This is a genomic window from Lacunimicrobium album (assembly GCF_052161635.1).
In the GTDB taxonomy this organism is placed as follows: Bacteria; Planctomycetota; Planctomycetia; order Planctomycetales; family Planctomycetaceae; genus SXPC01.
In genome coordinates, this window is record NZ_CP197413.1 from 3,706,605 (window position 1) to 3,724,846 (window position 18,242).

Below are 18,242 nucleotides of genomic sequence, written 5' to 3' on the forward strand. Positions count from 1 at the left end.
ACTATCATTGCGTCATGGTGGCCTCTTCCGAAATCACAACACAGCTAAAGTCCTATGCCCGTTCACTCGGGTTCTCGCTCGTCGGGATCGCGTGCGCCGAAAAAGCAGACACCTACGGCGAATTCCGAGACTGGCTCGAACAACAGTTCCACGGCTCGATGGGGTACATGCAGCGACGAGCCGACGCTTACCAAAGCCCCGCCGGAGTCATGCCCGATTCCGTCAGCGTCGTGATGCTCGGAGTCAATTATGACAACCTCGCCGAACAAAACGTCGAAACCGGCCAGGGGAAAATCGCCCGTTACGCCCGCGGGGGGCATGACTACCACGACATCCTCCGCGACAAACTCTACCTTCTCGCCCAGGAACTCAAGCGTCTCGTCCCCGGCTGTCGAACTCGCGGAACCGTCGATACCGCCCCGCTGCTCGAACGGGACTTCGCACGCAAAGCAGGCCTCGGTTGGATCGGCAAGAACACGATGCTTATCAACAAACATCAGGGAAGCTATCTGTTCCTCGCATCGTTATTGACAGATGTCGAACTCGTCGTCGATACGCCTCATGAGACCTCCCACTGCGGCAGTTGCACTCGCTGCCTGCAAGCCTGCCCGACGGATGCCTTCGTCACGCCGTATGTCCTCGATGCCCGTCGCTGCATTTCCTATCTGACGATCGAACAACGCCACGAACCAACCGACGAATCTCTCCGTCCTTACCTGTCCGACTGGATCTTTGGCTGCGACATCTGCCAGGAAGTCTGCCCCTGGAACCGACGCAACCTTGTCGCGTCGATGACGGAGTTCAAAGCCAGAGAAGATCTAGAACAACTCGATCTCGTTGTGCTCCTGAACATGTCCGAAGAAATTTTCCACGAGCGTTTCAAAAACACACCGATGATGCGCCCCGGACGTGCTGCTTTGTTGAGAAATGCCGCGATGGTTGCCGGGAACCAGAAACTGGTCACCGCATTGCCTGCCTTATCAGCTCTGACAGCAGATGAGCATGAATCAGAGTTACTTCGCGAAGCCGCCACCTGGGCAATCGAGCAGATCAACTCTGCAACTCAAGTGTCACAATGGGTGCTTTAAGTCTCTTCAAACATCATAGAAAACCCAACCCCGGCGCGGTAAACTGGTCTGAAAATTACACACGCTATTCAGGATGTCACCGCAATGTCAAAGCGCATCAAACTCGGGATTAACGGAGCGGCAGGTCGCATGGGGCGACGGCTGGTCGTCCTCGCCTGCCAGGGGAGCGATTTTCATATCGTCGGCGCCTACGGATCGGATCACTCCGGATTCCTGGGACGTGATGCCGGTGAAATCGCCGGCGTCGGCGCCATCGGCGTTTCCATCACCAAAGACATCACCGAACGCCCTGACGTCATCATCGATTTCAGTACCCCCGAAGGCCTGCTCGATATCGCTCAGGTCTGCGAAGAACGACAGATTCCACTTGTCGTTGCAACGACCGGTTTGACGCCGCAGCAACGCCAGACTGCGATGGCGGTTGGTCAGGTCGCCCCATTTCTGATCGCACCAAGCATGAGCATGGCGGTCAACGTCGCGATGAAACTCGTCGGCGATGCAGCTCGGGCGCTCAAGAACCTGCCGGACGGGGTCGATGTCGAGATCGTCGAGCGTCACCACCGCTTCAAGGAAGACGCCCCCAGCGGGACCGCCCTCCGCTTCGGAGAGATCGTCGCGGAGGAAATGCAACAGTCCGTCCACCGCCACGGCCGCGAAGGTCGCACCGGACTGCGTCCACAAAACGAAATCGGCTACCACGCCCTCCGCACCGGCGACAACGTCGGCGAACACAGTATCGTTTTCGGGATGATGGGAGAGACGCTCGAAGTCTACGTCCGCGGCCATACCCGTGACAGCTACGCGTACGGCGCCCTCGCGGCTGCGAAGTTCCTCGTCGACAAACCCGCCGGCTTTTACAACATGCAGGACGTGCTGGGGCTGTCCGAAGGTTAACGTAAGCCGTTTACGTTCAACAATTTACCCACTGATGCCCGCGGTAAGCGGCGGGCAGACAGTGGGTTTTTCTTTGCGCAGGTCGATACCAGATCGACCCACTGAATTTCTGCCATGTCACGTAACATCTTGTCCGGTCGTTCGTTAGATCCGGTTGATCTGCTCGATGAGGAAGATGATCGTTGACTTTCGCTTCGGAATAGCAGTAAATATAGAGAGAAGTTGATTGGTCCGAGTCGACAGAATTTCTGTTGGCCCGCAGGTCAACTCCCTCCCTGTTGACGGCTGCCTGCGCCGTCCCCTCCTCATCTGCCCGCCTTCACACTTGGATGTGACCGTTGCCTAAGGCAATGTTCACGTGGGAATCAGCCATGACTTCCACCCGTCCACTGATCAAGACAATGATGCGCAAACCCCAACTCAAAGCACCAGCGACGACGTCCACCCGCGTGTGGAGCGGCTTCTTCACAGCCATCGTGGCGATGCTGTGTTTGTTGATCAATTCGCAATCATCGCTGGCACAGGTCGATGGCAAAGCCGTCTACACAACTCATTGCGCCTCCTGCCACGGCGAAAAGGGACTGGGAGTCGAAGGCAAAACTGCCAACCCGCTCATCGGGACGCTCGATGTCGACGCGTTGGCTCAAGTCATCGACGAGACGATGCCCGAGGACGACCCAGACAAGTGCAACGCTGAAGAATCAAAGGCGGTCGCGAAGTACGTCTTTGATAAGTTCTATTCCCCACAGGCTCGCAATATCGATGTCACCGCCAAACGTGAACTCGTCCACCTGACCAACGATCAATACATCGCTACCCTCGCTGATCTGCTGACTCCCTGGCCGCCGTCGTCGACGGACTGGGGAACCGAACGCGGGTTGAAAGCTCATTACGCAGCCAAACGCAAGACGGGTAAAAACGGCGAAGAAACCCAGATTGATCCGAATGTCGACTTCGACTTCAAGGATCAGTCGCCAATTAAAGAGCCAGAGACGCACGAAGAGTTCCGCATTCGCTGGGACGGGTGCGTTCTGGCTGAGGAAACCGGCGACTATGAATTCGCCGTCGAGTCGGAAAACGGCTTCAAGTTGTTTGTCAACAACGGGGAAGAACCGCTGATCGATGGCTGGGTCGCCGAAGCAGGCAAGAAACGCGAACTCTCGGGCGTGATTCGACTCGTTGGCGGACGGGCCTATTTTCTCAAGCTCGAGATGTTCAAGTTCAAAGACCCGTCTGCCTCGATCGCGTTGAAGTGGAAGCCCCCCTTCAAAGCCATGCACGTGATCCCCAACAGCAACCTTTCGCCGAAGTGGTGTCCGAGTGTCTTTATCTGCCAGACCAAATTCCCTGCTGATGACAGTGTCTCGGGATATCGACGTGGCTTGACGATTTCCAACGCCTGGGATTCTGCGACGACATCAGCGGCGATCGAAGCCGCCAATTACATGTGGTCCAACGCCAACAAGCTGGCCGATGTCAAAAAAGAGGATGATGACGCCAAGCGTCGCGAGAAGATCCACAAACTCTGCCGAGACTTCGCAGGGCGCTGCCTTCGCATGAAGCTCGAGGGCGAACTGCAACAACAGTACGTCGACCAGTTCTTCGAGAACAACGCCCCCTTGGAAGACGCCGTCAAACGGACTGCGATTCTCTGCCTGAAATCGCCACGCTTCCTGTATCCAGACATCACCTCGACCGACGACCCAGGCATGAAGATGGCGACTCGTCTGTCGCTGGCGATCTGGGATTGCTATCCAGACAACCGACTGCGCGACCGCGTCGGCTGGGGCGGTCTGAAGACCGAGCAGCAGGTTCGCGAAGTCACGCTGGAGATGATGAAAGATCCTCGTGCGAAAACCAAATTCCGCGAGTTCACCCACCATTGGCTGACGCTCGACGAAAAACCTTTTCCTTCCAAAAGTGAGACTCTCGACAAAGACTTCGATAGTCAGGCCGTCAGTGATCTTCGCACTTCGCTGGACATGTATGTCGATCAAATCGTCTGGAGCGAGCAGTCCGATTACCGCCAGCTGATGACCAGCGCTCAGTACCCCGTCAACGCGCGACTGGCAAAAATCTATGGTGTCCAGAAAGAGGACATCAAAGCCTTCGAACAACTTTCTCTCGACGAAGGGGCACGTGCCGGACTGCTGACGCACCCTTACGTCATGGCTGCATTTGCGTACCAACAGGAAAGCTCGCCGATTCACCGCGGCGTCTTCGTCACCAGACGTCTGATCAACCGCGAACTGCGTTCCCCACCCGAAGCCAACCTGTTTGAAGATGCCCACTTCGACCCTGGCATGACGATGCGGGAGAAGGTTTCCCAGATGACCTCTGCTGCCAACTGCCAGACCTGTCACCGCATCATCAACCCTCTCGGTTTCACGCTCGAACACTATGATGCCCTCGGCCGCTTCCGCGCCAACTACGACGCCAAACCCGTCGACGCCGCGACCACGTATGTCGATGATGACGGCCAGGAAGTCGCGTTCAAAAATGCTCGTGACTTGGCGCAATACATCGCCCAGTCACCCGATGCCCATGGCGCGTTCATCGATCACCTGTTCCACCACACTGCCAAGCAGCCGATCAACAGTTACGGGAATGACCTTCGCGAGAAGCTCGTCCTGCAGTTTGAAAATGACAATTTCCACATTCGACGACTCTGGCTGGAAATGATCGTGAGAATCACGATGCATGACGCCAGCCCGAACACCCAGGAGGTCGCCCATGTCCAGTGATCACGAGCACTCTCACGATCAGGAACGCGATTCACATCGCTCCTTCCGCGACGTCGCGTCACCATCGGGCCTGTCGAGCGAAAAGCAGGGCTTCCTGATACGCTCGCGACGGGAATTCCTGCGCGATCTGGGGATCTCTGCCTTTGCTTTCCCGCTGATCGCAGGACTGCCGAGCCTGGGATACTGCGCAACGCCCGTCGCTCCGCGCAAGCGCATGATCATCCTCTTCAGCCCCAACGGAATCGTCCCGAAGGCTTACTGGCCTGATCAGGCCGGTCGTGATTTCACCTTCAAAGAAATCATGAAGCCTCTGGAACCATTCAAAGACAAAACTCTCATCGTCAAAGGGGTCTGCGACAAAGTCCAAGGCGACGGCGATAACCACATGCGCGGCATGAGCTGCCTGCTCACCGGCATCGAACTGCTCCCCGGGAACATTCAAGGCGGCTCTCACACTCCCGCTGGCTGGGCCAGTGGCCTGTCGATCGACCAGGAGATCAAAGGCTATCTGCAGTCCAACAATCAGACACGCACCCGCTTCGGGTCTCTCGAATTCGGCGTCAACGTTCCCGACAAAGCCGACCCCTGGACCCGCATGGTCTATGCAGGTCGCAATAAGCCGATCGCACCCATTGATGACCCCTATGCGATGTTCGAGAAACTCTACGGTCAGGTTAAAGATCAGGCTGCCGTTATCAGCATTCTCGATTCGCTGCAGTCCGACCTGAAGAACGTCCGCAGCACGCTCAGCACGGAAGATCGGGTCAAGCTCGATGAGCACGAAGCCTTCGTCCGTCACATGGAGCATGAATTCAAAGCTGCCAAAGATCAGAAGCTGCGTGAACCCCCTCTCGAGCTGGAAGCCGGCATCCGTGAAGACAATGAGAACATGCCGAAGCTGAGCAAGATGCAGATCGACCTGATGGTCAACTCATTCGTCAACGACATGGCCCGCGTCGCGTCTCTGCAATACACCTGTAGCGTCGGCCAGGCACGCATGAGCTGGCTGGGTGTCAAAGAATCCCACCATACCCTTTCTCACGAACCGGGCACCAACGACGAGGCTCAAAACGACCTCATCAAGATCAACACCTGGTACGCCGAGCAGATGGCCTATCTCGCCAAGAAACTTGCCGACACGCCAGAACCAGATGGCAGCGGATCGATGCTCGACCACACCACCATCATCTGGACCAACGAACTCGGCGAAGGCGCCAGCCACACTCTCAACGACATCCCGCTGACCATCGTCGGCGGCGGCTTAGGCTGGGAAATGGGACGCTCTCTCCAACTCAAGAGTGTCACCCACAACCGCCTGCATATGTCGATCGCACACGCCTTCGGCCACCATGTCGACCACTTCGGCAACCCCAACTTCTGCGGCGAAGGTGTCCTCCCGGAACTGACGACTGCTTAGTACGCAACAGAACGTCGCGTATTCTTGTGACGAGGTGCCTGCTTCTTGAAAGCAGTCACCTCCTATTCCGCAAACGGGATGACATACGGCCCCTCAGGAATCAACGCGATGCGTTCCTCGGGCCGTTCAACAACTCGTTTCACTAACGCATCCTGCAGAGAGCCCACGCACGTGACGTTCGTGATCGCCTTCTCATCTTCGGAGAGTCCATCCGAATAAAGGAAGACGCGCCCCTGTCGCGTTGGCTCCAACAACTTCTGCACCTGCCACTCATCGATATTAGCATGTGATTGTTCGTGAATCGCTGCGTCAAACGGGTCGACCCCCAGCGACTTCAGTCGTCGCAGCGCCTCACGAAATTCTTCCGATCCGAGACCTTCGCTGCACTTCGATGCAATGTAAAGCTGACCTCCAGCTGCCATCGCGTTGACCGCACCGACCATCCCCTTGATCGTCTGGTAGTACGTCTTGTCCAGCGGATAACCTGCCGACGACGTCACGACTGTCTGATAACGCTGTGTCAGCTTCACTTCGCAGAACTGCTTCACATAATTCACTGCTTCGACATGACTGGCCAGCACGTCCCCGAAATTGATAAATGACAAACGTCGCGCTTCATCAATGATCGTATTCACTGCCAGAATCGGCTTCTCTGGATGTCCCAGCAGTTTGAGAATCTCCAGCTGCTCTTCGTGCAGCGGGTTGCGATCAAAGTTGCAGTTCGTCGCCTTCGGGTTCCCCATGAACGCTGCGTTGTGAAACGTCGTGATCGTTTCGGCGTGTGCGATCCCCGGAGCGATCACCTTCCGCCCACCAGAATACCCGGCCATGAAGTGTGGCTCGACCAGCCCTGAGACAATCTTCACATCGGCGTCCGTAAACCGTCGATCGATTCGCACGACCGTCCCCCGCGTCGGCGTCTTCCCCAGATCAGTATGCTCATCATCATTCCTCGCGAAGTGGTTCGCGCAATGGACGTTCTCCAGGACCCAGGCATCCCCGATCAACTCTGCCAGCTCGTCCCCTTCATTGGGCCGGTGAAGCCCCGTCGCGACCAGCACTGTGATCCCCGAAAGCGGCACGCCCGCCCGATGAAGACGTTCAATGAGGGGACGCAGAAAAAGATGATTCGGCACCGGTCGCGTGATGTCGCAGATCACGAGACATGCTGTCCTGGCACCCTTCGCGATCACTTCAATCGGCGCACTTCCCACAGGCTTATTAAGTGCTTCCTCAACAGCACGCATCGGATCACTCACCGCCGGCATCGAAGGCTTCGCAATCACATCGACCTTCGCCCAGTCCGGCAGCTCGATCTCCAAAGTCCCTTTGTGGTAATGCAGGTGATATCGCATGATGTCTATTGTTTCTGTTGTGTGGCACGGCCGTGTCGGCCGTGGTCTTTGCATCGACGCTCAACGTGAACTCGCACGGCTGACACAGCCGTGGCACACATCCTGAAGCCGATCACATGCTGAAACGAGACCTTGAAGACAGGGAGTTCACACTCCCCGCTGGCCTCAGAGACAACATGTTACCAAGTGTTTCTAACGATGCAGGTTGATTGACTGAGAGGACACCGGTAGCATGAATCAATCCACGCTCTTTGATACTTCACCGACGTGGGTTTTACAACACGCCCCACACGCAATCTCCGCGTGATCCGCGCTCAATTCGCCAGGAAAAGCAATCATGTCCAAGACGCCCGCATTCATCTCCGAAACCCATCAGATGCTCATCGACGGCGAATGGGTCGCAGCAGCCTCCGGCAAACGCTTCGACGTTTACAACCCCTCCAACGGCGAAAAGCTCGCCACCGCTGCGGAAGGCGATAAGCAGGATGTCGACGCCGCCGTCAAAGCCGCCCGTCGTGCCTTCGAAGGAGGACCTTGGCGCAAAATGACTCCCTCGGAACGCGGCCAACTCCTCTGGCGGATCGCGGACCTCATCGAGAAGAATAGCGACGAACTCGCGACCATCGAATCACTCGACAACGGCAAGCCTCAGAAAGTCGCCAAGGTCGCCGACGTTGCCCTCTCAGCCGACATGTTCCGTTACATGGCGGGTTGGCCCACCAAGATCACTGGCTCGACCATCCCCCTGTCCGTCGGCGGTGCGGATTACCATTCCTACACGCTGCGTGAACCGGTCGGCGTCGTCGGTCAAATCATCCCCTGGAACTTCCCTCTGCTGATGGCTGCCTGGAAGATCGCCCCTGCTCTGGCTGCCGGTTGTACGATCGTCATGAAGGTCGCTGAAGAAACGCCACTCTCTGCTCTTCGCCTCGCCCAACTCATCCAGGAAGCGGGCTGCCCCAAAGGGGTTGTCAACATCATCACCGGCTACGGCGAAACCGCAGGCGCCGCCCTCGCTTCGCATCCCGATGTCGATAAATGTGCCTTCACCGGCTCAACGCAAGTTGGACGTCTCATCGTCAAAGCCTCTGCGGAAACGAACCTGAAGAAGATCACGCTCGAACTCGGCGGCAAGAGTCCCAACATCGTTTTCCCCGACGCCGATCTCGACCTCGCCATCCCCGGCGCCGCCAACGCGATCTTCTTCAACCACGGCCAAACCTGCTCAGCTGGCTCTCGTCTGTACGTCCACAAATCTCAGTTCGACAAAGTCGTCGCCGGTGTGTCGGATCTCGCCAAGAAGATCAAGCTCGGCCCTGGCATCCACCCCGAGACGGAAATGGGCCCCATGGTTTCGAAAGTCCAACACGACCGCGTATCGGGCTTCCTCAAGGCAGGAGCAGACGAAGGTGCCAAAGCGGCCACGGGCGGTAAAGCCGTCCAGGGCCCCGGCTACTTCGTCGAACCAACCGTCCTCGTCGATACCAAGCCTCATATGAAAGTCGTGAAGGAAGAGATCTTCGGGCCAGTCGTCACCGCGATCCCTTACGACGATCCAGGCGAACTGATCGCACAAGCCAACGACACCCCCTACGGCCTCGCCGCCGCCATCTGGACCACCAACCTCTCGAAGGCCCACACCCTCGCCAAGAAACTCCAGGCCGGCTCCGTCTGGATCAACTGCTACAACGTCTTCGACGCCGCCCTCCCCTTCGGCGGCTACAAAGAATCAGGCTGGGGCCGAGAAATGGGCTTCGAAGCCGTCTCGAACTATCTGGAAACCAAAGCCGTGACGATTCGGCTTTAATACCTTCCAGTGAAATGCCCTGACTCAAGTCGGGGCATTTTCTTTATCTTCCTTGGACCTGCTTGAAAAATGCTCGACCAGACTTCGCAACGACACTTCTGGATTTGGTTCCAAGATTTCACCTTACAATTATCGTCCGAACATCCATCAGACGATCTTCAGAATGAATTGCTGGATCAACTCCACCGCTACGATGATCGCCTCTATTTTCTGATGTCGATGAATGCATACCCTCATGAGTTGATCATCACCGCCGAAGGAGATGTGGATGCCTTTCAATCGGCAGAATCCTTGGTCAGTTCTGCTCCGAGCATCCCAGGTTGGTCATTCATTGCACTTAAACCGGCGATGGGATTTGAGTTTCATCACCGGGACGACAAGATCGATCTCGACGTCGCTCGACTTTGGTTTCAGCCTCTCCTTTCTCGAGACACTCCACCGAAACTGGCAATAGTCCTTGGCCTGCCCCACGTCGACGAAATTCTGAATCAGCAATCGGTCGACACAGCCTACACAATCCTCGAAATGGGCATTGGAGAACGATCCGTTTCAAAAGACATTGCTCGCCTCTCGGTCGATGAACTCCCGCCGGATCCAGATTCAGAAGGTTACATCCCGCTAAGCCAGTTGGCTGACTACATCGCTTTTCACAAACGACGCCATGGGATTATCTGAGATAGGCTTTCTTCACTACGACCCGCTACTCCACCACCAGTTCCCCATTCATCACCATCCAGTGCCCAGGGAACGTACACAAATACGGATACACCCCTGGCTCACTCGGCACCTTGAAGAAGACCGACGTCTTCTGCCCTGGCTCGACGATGTTGGTGAAGACCAGCACATCGTCTGTCTCGGGGACGTAGTGACGGATGAAGGCCTCCGGATCCGCGATCAGTTTGTTGGAAAGATCGCCGACACGCGGAAGGCTGCCCGGTTTAACCAGAACCCAGTTGTGCGGAACGACGTCGACGTTTTTGAAGACGAGTTCAACCCCCTCCCCGGCTTTCGCTTTTAACGTCCGTTTGGAAAACCTCAGGTTCTCCGCCGGTTCGATCTCCAGCTTCGACGTGACGTCAAACCCCTCTGCCTTTCGCCACGGATTCGGCTTCGACTTCCCAAGCAGTGTCAGGTCGAACGCCAGCGGGTGATTGGCAATCGTCTTGAGCTCCGGACGATAACCGCGATACGCCATATACGGCCCATCCATCGCATGGACCGTCGCGATCATCTGCTGCGGGGCTCCGCCATCGACCTGCAGCACGAGGTGCAGTTGATTCACCGGCTGCAGCTCCGGCATCTCGACGAAGACAGACCGATCATCGATGACATGCACCTCCGAGATCTCCATGTGGTCGTGGGCGATCGTCCCCGGGTGGCTGGGCGATAGCTCGGCTGAACCATAAGCCGGGCTGTACCGATAGTTCCAGGCCTGCGCGAACTGGCGCTTCACGTCGCAGGCAATTGTCGGGTCAATCGGTTTGGCAAACGTCACTCGCACCCCATTGGCATGCACATGATACGACACCGGCAGCTGCATCGATTCGCCGGTGTAACGGACCCGTTGAAAGCAACCATCATCGACCGTGTACGACCCCCAGCTCCCCATCCCCGAGACATACAGCTGATGATCCTTCGGATTGACCTTCCCTCGATGAGCCCCCGATCGGAACTCCCCTGGCATCGGCACGATTGCCCCTTGATCCCGATCGCCGACCCGGTCACGCAGAACCATGAACCAGGTCCCGGTCCCGTAAGAAAAATGCAGCAGCTGATTCGACAACGGTCCATAATCGGCCCGATCAATAAAGATCTGCCCGCCACTACTGTTATCCATCCCGCGAGGCAAATAGATCAACGGCAACTCGGGCGACTTCCCATCCTTCGGTCCACGATGCCCAAAGTGCGGCGAACTCGGATCGTTCGCTTTCACCAAGCAGACCATCGACGCAGGGACCCAGTCCCCTTCACTTGATGGAATCGTCAATGAACCATCCGGCAGTATTCCAATTCCATCGGGATTACGAACTCCCGTCGCGATCGTCGTCACCGTCTTGCCATCCGCAGAGATCTTCAACAGACCATGACTGCTCGACGCGGTATAGAAGTTCCCCTCCTGATCGCTGACAAGCCCGCACAGGTAATCATGCCCGCCGGGCGATGTGGGCTGGGTATTCGTGAAACACTCGTAAAAATCCGCCTCTCCATCATCATTGAGATCATGCAGTCGGGTGATCTGATCACGCCCGAGGACATAAACCTGCCCCTCGGAAACCACCATCCCCAACGGCTGATGCAGCCCCGACGCGTATCGTTTCCACGTCACTTTCTCCAGCGTCTCATCGATCCCCGTCACCAGCCAGACATCGCCCGTCATCGACGTGATCATCGCGGACCCGTCCGGCAGAAAACCATGGTCCCCCGGGAAGATCAAAGCCCCCCAGGGATTGTCAAACGGGATCGGAATGTGATCGATCGCATAAGGCCCCTGCGTCCCGAGTTCCCCCTTGAGCGTGATCGTCTCCGGCCAGCGTGCGGCACCTCCTGCGAGCACATGCTTCATGGGATGCTCAGACGCCGGCGCGACGTTCCGCACAAACTGACCCTCTTTCACCCACGGCGAATCCAGCATCTCGACGTCGCCAATTTGATACGAAAACACCACCCGGTCACCATCCCGATAATAGCCATGATACACAAACGGCTCTACCGGCTTTGTCCCACGGTCACAGTCAATCAAGCTCCCCCCAATATCAAATCCCGTCATGAACCCGCCGCGAATCTCCGAAACACGGATGAACTTCTCCTTCGAATCCCACACCGCCGAGTACGTCAACGTCGTTGGATCAAAGCAGGCCGACAGTTCGCCATTCTCCCCCAGTCGAACGCTCACCCCCTTCGCCGTCGGTTTCTGGCCGGGAGCCCGAGTCACCCCCGCCAGCACGCGTCCCAGGTCAGCCTTACTCCAGCGATCATCTTTCCAGCTCTCTTCGGTCTGATTCCCCCAGTGACCATAACGGCCGGTATCGAGGTCCGGGTACGCGGGCAGAAGATGTGGCCGTGCCGTCTGCTCGCGGAAGTGCAGCGCCTCTTTCAAATAGTAGTCGTACATCCGCTCGCGATTAACGAACGCCTCCCACGTCGGGTGACGCGCCGGCTCCAACGGCTTTCGATCCAGGTCGAGTGCAACAGGGGCCGCATGCATCGACACCATGTTCTCCAGCCCGGCTGTCTGCCCAAGTTCGAGCAGAAACCTCACCAGATCCCGACGCTGCTTAAGCGTCATCGACGACATCAGTCCATCCGGCATCAACGTCCCCGCTTCCACCTCTGCCTCGATCTCCGCGACCGGGATCATCACCATCTCACGCGACGTCGTATCAAACAGCTCGACCGCTTCGTCGGTGGTCTTCCGCTTATAACCCGTTCTCGTCCGCCCATCCGACGTCAACACCGTCCAGGCGAGATACTCCGGCTTGACTGCATGCTTAGGCCACAACACCGACGCAACAATCTCCTCCGGCTTCATCCGCTTGCCGACATCCGTCAACTCCGGCCCAACCGCGCCACCCAGCGCTCCCACCTTATGACACGAAAGACACGCATACTTCGCCGCCGAGAAAACGCTCGCCCCGCGTGAAGCATTGCCATTCTCACTCACCCCCGCCAGAACCCGCGTCACCATCGCGTCATCAAACTCAGCTGGAATCGCCAGCTCCGCCCGAAGATCAGGCCACAACGCCGGGGCCGTACGAGGCAGTGGTCGAGGGCCCGCCGCTTCCCCATTCAACTGTGGAACAAGCCACGCAAGCCCATCGAGGTTATCGAGCAGCCGCAACTCCGCATCATCCTGCGTGTGCCCGATGATCCCAATCGGCCCCTGATACCCACTCTTCGCCACGATCTTCAACAACTCCAGATCATGCTCCCCCTGCCCCACCGGCATGATCTTCCATGTCCCGACATCGCGCGTCGACGTCATGCCGTTGAGATTCACACACAACAACTTCGGCTGCATCTTCTTAAGCAACTCAGCAAACCGCCCGACATGCCCATGTCCGTGATGCATGTTGTAAACGATCCCGACATTCTCCATCCCGACCGCCTCAATCACCGCCAGCTGATTCTCCGGCTCTCCAAACCATCCTCCATGGTTATACAGCCCGACCGTACACCCAATCTCCTTCGCCGCGATCGCGATCTCTTTAATCCGAGCCGCTTCTGCTTTCACGCGGGCCACCTGCTCGCTTTCACTCTTCGTCCCCTCGCCTCCCCCCGTCACCCACAACTGCGTCTTGATGCCGTGACGCTGGAGGACATCGAGAATCGTCTTGGCTTCCCCATTCAGCGTCGTCGGAAACCACCAGGCCGTCAGCTCGATGTGACGATGCTTCAGCGCCTCCATCTCCTGATCAAACGTCGGAACATGTTCCGCGCGATAATCATAAGCAAACTTCGTGAATCCCAGCCGAGCCAACATCGCCGCCCGCTCTTCCGGTCCACGCTTGGCCGCGTCAAATGGAACGATGCACCAGGCAACCAGATTATCGCTCTCGAACAGCCCCGCTCCGGATTGCTCTTCCGCCTGTCCGGCTGCAGTGACCAGAAGCACGCAGACCACCAGCAACAAACTCAAAGCGCGTCGTAACGACATCATCCAGAACTCCCTCGTTGAAAAGCAGCACGGCTCACCCATCCATTACCATTTATGAGCCGCCACTTCAACTACCAACAAGTTCCGAACAGCCAGATCACATCGCCCGCATCCCCATCATCACCAGGAAAATGACCAGCCCGATCATCACCATCGACGCAATGCTCATCAAAACACTCAGCGCAATCGAAATCAATTCGACAAGGAGCCCATCCGTCAGACTGACCCCATGCCGCTTAGAAATGAGGACCGTACCGACAACAATGCTCACCAGCAGCCCGGAACCGCCAATCGCCAACTGATTATCCCGGATCGAACTGGCTGCCAGACTCACCAGAAACCCCAGAGCGCTGATACAGATCGCCGTCACAAACGCAGAACTGAACGGCACCCCCAGCCGACACACCCACTTCAGCCCCATCTGAATAAACAACGCCTGAAACAGCGTGCTGATCAGATAGAGAAACAACATGATCAACAACCCGCCCGCAACCATCCCACCAATCATCATCTCAGGAGAAAACCCACTCGTCGTCATCGCCCACCTCTTCATGCACCCTGAAAGGACTTCGGTTCTACGTCACGTTGATCTTATCTGTGTTCATCTGTGTTTATCTGCGGTTCCATCTCTATTCCCCAATAATCTTCACCATAATCCGCTTCCGACGTCGCCCATCGAACTCATAATAAAACAGATGCTCCCACGGCCCCAGATGCAACTTCCCCGCCGTAATCGCCAGCGTCACTTCCCGCCCCATCAGCTGACGCTTCAAATGCGCATCCGCATTGTCTTCCCCCGTCCGGTTATGATGATAAACCTCCGACGACGCATTGAACGGCGCCAGCTTCTCGAGCAGCAGCTCATAATCATGATGCAACCCGCTCTCATTGTCATTCACAAAAACACTCGCCGTGATGTGCATCGGCGAGACCAGACAAAGCCCCTCCTGCACCCCACTCTCCACCACCAGCCGCTCCACTTCCCGATGAATCGACACAATAGCCCGACGCGTCGGGATCTCCATCCAGAGTTCTTTGGTGAGGGATTTCATGATACTTGCCTTGCTCTTTCTTTGTTACAAATTGAACACTGTCACGCCCCCGCAGACCGATACACAATCACTCCCCCCACCGCCAGAAAAACCCCCACCAGCACCACTAGCCCAATCGCGATCGACAGAAAGATCGATGTCTCGCGTCGCGCTGCGGCGAGCATCGCATCCTGGCTTGCTTTTAACTGGCCCACGAATTCCTCCAGCGACTTCGAGTAACTTGCCTTCGCCCCCTGATACGCTGGTCCCTTCAATAACGCCAACGCTTCCGTCGCGCGGTTTTGATTGACGAGGTCGAAGACCTCCTTTTCAATGCCGACCAGCGTCGCGTTGTGCTGATTGATCTCATTGATGGTTGGCGCCGACTCGGGCGAGATCGCGGCTCCCTCATCGGAGGCTGGATCTGTTGAAGCCACAAAGCATCTCAATTCTTATTGTGATCGAAAACCGCTGGGATTTCCGGATGATGTCGATTCCCCTTTAAGGGATCACAAGTAAGTTTTGAGTGAAACGCGGATCTGCCATGAATTCATTGGCAATCTCCTATGCGTCTGTGCTATATTTCAAAACTCCTGTCACCCGTTGTCATATCTTTTTCGGGAGCCATAGATGGCAACCAACCAGCATGTCGCTCTTATTATTGAAACATCTACTGCTTACGGACGCAACCTCCTTCGTGGCGTGATCCGCTATATGCGTTTACACGAAGAATGGTCGATCTTTCTCGAACAGAGAGATATCGAGTCCAAACTCCCCGGCTGGATCTTCGATTGGCGCGGCGACGGCATGATGTCGCGCAAGACATCTCCAGAGCTTGCAGAACGGGTCAAAGCCCACGGCACCCCCTTCGTCGAACTGACCGACCGCGGCCAGACCTTCGGTTTCCCCATGGTCCGCTCGGACGACGCTGCCATCGGACAAATGGCCGCCGAACACTACCTGGACCGTGGCTATCAGCACTTCGCCTTCTGCGGTTATGACCGGGAAGTCTGGTCACAACGCCGCGAAGAAGCCTTCGGCAAGCTGATCAAGGACTCCCAGCAGTCATATTCCACTCACCATCTCTACTGGAATCAGGTCAAAACCGACCCCTGGCTCGAAGAGCGTCAACAGCTCGCCGCCTGGCTGTCCAGCCTCCCCAAACCGGTCGGGATCTTCGCCTGTAACGACGACTGCGGCTACCAGATCATCGATGCCTGCCGCAACGTCGGCATCAATTCGCCCGAAGAAGTCGCAGTCCTCGGCGTCGATGACGACGACGTCCTCTGCCAACTCTGCAAGCCGTCCCTGTCGAGCATCATCCCCAATGCAGAAGGCATCGGCTACCGCGCCGCCGAACTCCTCGCCAAGCTGATCGAAGGCAAGCCAGTCGAAAACGAAGTCCTCCTGCTGCCACCCCTGGGGATCACAACCCGCCAATCGACCGACCACACTGCGATCGACGACCCCGAACTCGCCTACGCGATCCACATGATCCGCGAGCGCGCCTGCCAAGGAATGACCGTCAGCGATATCTTAGCGCAAGTTCCCCTGTCACGAAGTTCACTCGAACGACGCATGAGAAAGTACCTCAAGCGTTCCCCACAACAGGAAATCCGCCACATCCAGTTAAAACGAGCCATGCGTCTGCTGCGGGAAACCGACATGCCCATCGAAGCCATCGCCCGTTCCTGCGGCTTCGAAAACCCCGAATACATGCACGTCGTCTTCCGACGCGAATACGACATGACCCCGGGCGATTACCGTCGCAATACAAAAACATAAGCGTTCTGACATTCTCAAAACGCTCCAAACGATCAGCACCAGCATCAAACCAGACTGTCCCCCGACGGATCGTTTGGTTTGACGCTTTTAATCGATGTTTTATGAAAAGTGTCTCAGTTTCTTGGTGGAAAAATCGTCTGCCATGGCATTTTCAGGAAACGATCCGATAAGATAAACCGTACGTTCCTGTGACTGCCCCCTCCCCGATCGTGGTACGCCCTCGCGCAGGATTTCAAAGCCAAACGTGTCCGACGCCCCCACCACTACCGAGTCCAATCCCTACCTCAGGGACCCTGACGTCCAGCTGATGCTCAGGGCGAAGGCAGGGGATGACGCGGCCTTTTCCGAACTGGTTGCTAATTACCAGTCGCGCCTGGTGAGCATTCTCTCCAACCTCGTCTACAGCCAGGAAACCGCAGAAGACCTTGCCCAGGACGTCTTTATGCGGATTTACCGCTCGAAAAACGGATACCAGCCGACCGCCAAATTCTCCACCTGGATGTTCCGCATCGCCAACAATCTCGCCAGCAACGCCCGACGCTCCGCAGGCCGTCGCAAAGAAGTTCAGATGGCTGGTGGCGACTCGTCCGGGGTCCAGACCGGAAATGCAGGCGAATACCTCGTCAAAGAAAAATCGGCCCTCATGCCGACACGCCAGCTCGATAAATCAGAGATGCAGGGGATCGTCCTTTCCGCCATGGAAGGACTCAACGAACGCCAGAAAATGGCCGTCCTCCTGCACAAATTCGAAGACATGAGCTACGCCGACATCGCCGAAACCATGGAACTGACGGTCCCGGCTGTCAAATCCTTGTTAACCCGTGCGAGGGAGAATCTTCGCACACAACTGGAATCCTATTTCAAATAAACAAGAACTTCCCCCCTCTTTCAGGTGTTTAAACATCAACGCCCGTCAATTGTTAGCTTAAGCACACATGGAAAAACTTTCGCGACTGACGACTGAACAGCGATCAAACTTCGTCGCTTATCTGGATGGGGAGCTCTCCGAAGAGGAAACCCACCAGATCGAGCAGATGCTCGCGCAGTCACAAGTCGCCCGCCATGAACTCGATTCTCTGGCCAGAACCTGGGAACTGCTCGATTCCCTGCCTCGAGTTCAACTCGGCGAAGAGTTCACCAACAAGACGATGGCCTCCGTCACCATCAAAGAACAAAGCACGAACACCGGGCTTCTGGATGTCGTCTACGACCGCCTCCAACTCGCCGTCCTTGTCATCGGCTGGGCTGTCGGCCTGACCTCAGCGGCAGTCGGTGGTTATTACCTGACCACGCAAGCCGTCCCCGACCCGACACGCGATATCGTCCGCGATTATCAGCTCCTCAAAGACCTCGACCGTTACGAAGAAATCGGCTCGACCGAATTCCTCAAACAACTCCATAACGACCCGACCTGGAACGAACATCTGAAAGTTCTCAATCCGTAATCCGATAGCGAACACGCCCGCC

14 protein-coding genes are annotated in these 18,242 nt (G+C 56.7%); 9 read left to right on the forward strand and 5 right to left on the reverse strand.

Annotation, left to right across the window (positions count from 1 at the left end; translation table 11 throughout):
* Nucleotides 1–14 precede the first annotated feature (14 nt).
* The 4 genes from queG to SH248x_RS14810 all read left to right on the forward strand — a co-directional run bounded on the left by queG (nt 15) and on the right by SH248x_RS14810 (nt 6,143).
* On the forward strand, nt 15–1,088 hold the full coding sequence (gene queG / locus SH248x_RS14795; protein WP_459555065.1) for an epoxyqueuosine reductase: 1,074 nt from the start codon (nt 15–17) through the stop codon (nt 1,086–1,088).
* Between the two features lie 84 nt (nt 1,089–1,172).
* Nucleotides 1,173–1,982: a 4-hydroxy-tetrahydrodipicolinate reductase gene (gene dapB / locus SH248x_RS14800; protein ID WP_459555066.1), complete on the forward strand. Its 810-nt coding sequence runs from the start codon at nt 1,173–1,175 to the stop codon at nt 1,980–1,982.
* A 371-nt stretch (nt 1,983–2,353) separates the two neighbouring features.
* A complete protein-coding gene (locus SH248x_RS14805) occupies nt 2,354–4,726 on the forward strand; it encodes a DUF1588 domain-containing protein (protein WP_459555067.1) in 2,373 nt (790 codons plus the stop codon).
* A complete protein-coding gene (locus SH248x_RS14810; RefSeq protein ID WP_459555068.1) occupies nt 4,716–6,143 on the forward strand; it encodes a DUF1552 domain-containing protein in 1,428 nt (475 codons plus the stop codon). Before SH248x_RS14805 ends, SH248x_RS14810 begins: the two co-directional genes overlap by 11 nt.
* 62 nt (nt 6,144–6,205) lie before the next feature.
* Here SH248x_RS14810 and SH248x_RS14815 read toward each other — a convergent pair whose 3' ends face one another.
* Nucleotides 6,206–7,498, reverse strand: a complete 1,293-nt coding sequence (locus SH248x_RS14815; protein WP_459555069.1) for a nickel-dependent lactate racemase family protein — start codon at nt 7,496–7,498, stop codon at nt 6,206–6,208.
* Nucleotides 7,499–7,835: 337 nt separating this feature from the next.
* Here SH248x_RS14815 and SH248x_RS14820 point away from each other — a divergent pair, with 337 nt between their 5' ends.
* Both SH248x_RS14820 and SH248x_RS14825 read left to right on the forward strand, forming a co-directional pair.
* Complete coding sequence (locus SH248x_RS14820) at nt 7,836–9,305, forward strand: aldehyde dehydrogenase family protein (protein WP_459555070.1); 1,470 nt, start codon at nt 7,836–7,838, stop codon at nt 9,303–9,305.
* Nucleotides 9,306–9,473: 168 nt separating this feature from the next.
* A complete protein-coding gene (locus SH248x_RS14825; protein WP_459555071.1) occupies nt 9,474–9,980 on the forward strand; it encodes a hypothetical protein in 507 nt (168 codons plus the stop codon).
* 25 nt (nt 9,981–10,005) lie between these two features.
* Here SH248x_RS14825 and SH248x_RS14830 read toward each other — a convergent pair whose 3' ends face one another.
* From SH248x_RS14830 to SH248x_RS14845, 4 genes are all read right to left on the reverse strand, one after another.
* Entirely contained in the window at nt 10,006–13,962 is a 3,957-nt protein-coding gene (locus SH248x_RS14830; RefSeq protein WP_459555072.1) for a plastocyanin/azurin family copper-binding protein, read from the reverse strand.
* A 94-nt stretch (nt 13,963–14,056) separates the two neighbouring features.
* Nucleotides 14,057–14,497 carry a hypothetical protein gene (locus SH248x_RS14835; protein WP_459555073.1) on the reverse strand — a complete coding sequence of 147 codons (441 nt, stop codon included), beginning with the start codon at nt 14,495–14,497 and terminating at the stop codon, nt 14,057–14,059.
* Between the two features lie 91 nt (nt 14,498–14,588).
* Nucleotides 14,589–15,011, reverse strand: coding sequence for a YjbQ family protein (locus tag SH248x_RS14840; RefSeq protein ID WP_459555074.1), 423 nt, complete (start codon nt 15,009–15,011; stop codon nt 14,589–14,591).
* Between the two features lie 41 nt (nt 15,012–15,052).
* Nucleotides 15,053–15,427: a hypothetical protein gene (locus SH248x_RS14845; RefSeq protein WP_459555075.1), complete on the reverse strand. Its 375-nt coding sequence runs from the start codon at nt 15,425–15,427 to the stop codon at nt 15,053–15,055.
* Nucleotides 15,428–15,620: 193 nt separating this feature from the next.
* Between SH248x_RS14845 and SH248x_RS14850 the strand changes: the two genes are divergently transcribed.
* The 3 genes from SH248x_RS14850 (at nt 15,621) to SH248x_RS14860 (ending at nt 18,220) form a co-directional block, all read left to right on the forward strand.
* Nucleotides 15,621–16,775 carry a XylR family transcriptional regulator gene (locus SH248x_RS14850; RefSeq protein ID WP_459555076.1) on the forward strand — a complete coding sequence of 385 codons (1,155 nt, stop codon included), beginning with the start codon at nt 15,621–15,623 and terminating at the stop codon, nt 16,773–16,775.
* 244 nt (nt 16,776–17,019) lie between these two features.
* Entirely contained in the window at nt 17,020–17,643 is a 624-nt protein-coding gene (locus tag SH248x_RS14855) for an RNA polymerase sigma factor (RefSeq protein WP_459555077.1), read from the forward strand.
* A 67-nt stretch (nt 17,644–17,710) separates the two neighbouring features.
* The gene (locus SH248x_RS14860) at nt 17,711–18,220 is read left to right on the forward strand and encodes an anti-sigma factor family protein (protein ID WP_459555078.1); all 510 of its coding nucleotides are present in this window, start codon (nt 17,711–17,713) and stop codon (nt 18,218–18,220) included.
* Nucleotides 18,221–18,242 lie beyond the last annotated feature (22 nt).

Coding starts and splice junctions, on each gene's coding strand:
- queG (WP_459555065.1), top strand. CDS start 15: ATGGTGGCCTCTTCCGAAATCACAACACAGCTAAAGTCCTATGCCCGT.
- dapB (WP_459555066.1), top strand. CDS start 1,173: ATGTCAAAGCGCATCAAACTCGGGATTAACGGAGCGGCAGGTCGCATG.
- SH248x_RS14805 (WP_459555067.1), top strand. CDS start 2,354: ATGACTTCCACCCGTCCACTGATCAAGACAATGATGCGCAAACCCCAA.
- SH248x_RS14810 (WP_459555068.1), top strand. CDS start 4,716: ATGTCCAGTGATCACGAGCACTCTCACGATCAGGAACGCGATTCACAT.
- SH248x_RS14815 (WP_459555069.1), bottom strand. CDS start 7,498: ATGCGATATCACCTGCATTACCACAAAGGGACTTTGGAGATCGAGCTG.
- SH248x_RS14820 (WP_459555070.1), top strand. CDS start 7,836: ATGTCCAAGACGCCCGCATTCATCTCCGAAACCCATCAGATGCTCATC.
- SH248x_RS14830 (WP_459555072.1), bottom strand. CDS start 13,962: ATGATGTCGTTACGACGCGCTTTGAGTTTGTTGCTGGTGGTCTGCGTG.
- SH248x_RS14835 (WP_459555073.1), bottom strand. CDS start 14,497: ATGACGACGAGTGGGTTTTCTCCTGAGATGATGATTGGTGGGATGGTT.
- SH248x_RS14840 (WP_459555074.1), bottom strand. CDS start 15,011: ATGAAATCCCTCACCAAAGAACTCTGGATGGAGATCCCGACGCGTCGG.
- SH248x_RS14850 (WP_459555076.1), top strand. CDS start 15,621: ATGGCAACCAACCAGCATGTCGCTCTTATTATTGAAACATCTACTGCT.
- SH248x_RS14860 (WP_459555078.1), top strand. CDS start 17,711: ATGGAAAAACTTTCGCGACTGACGACTGAACAGCGATCAAACTTCGTC.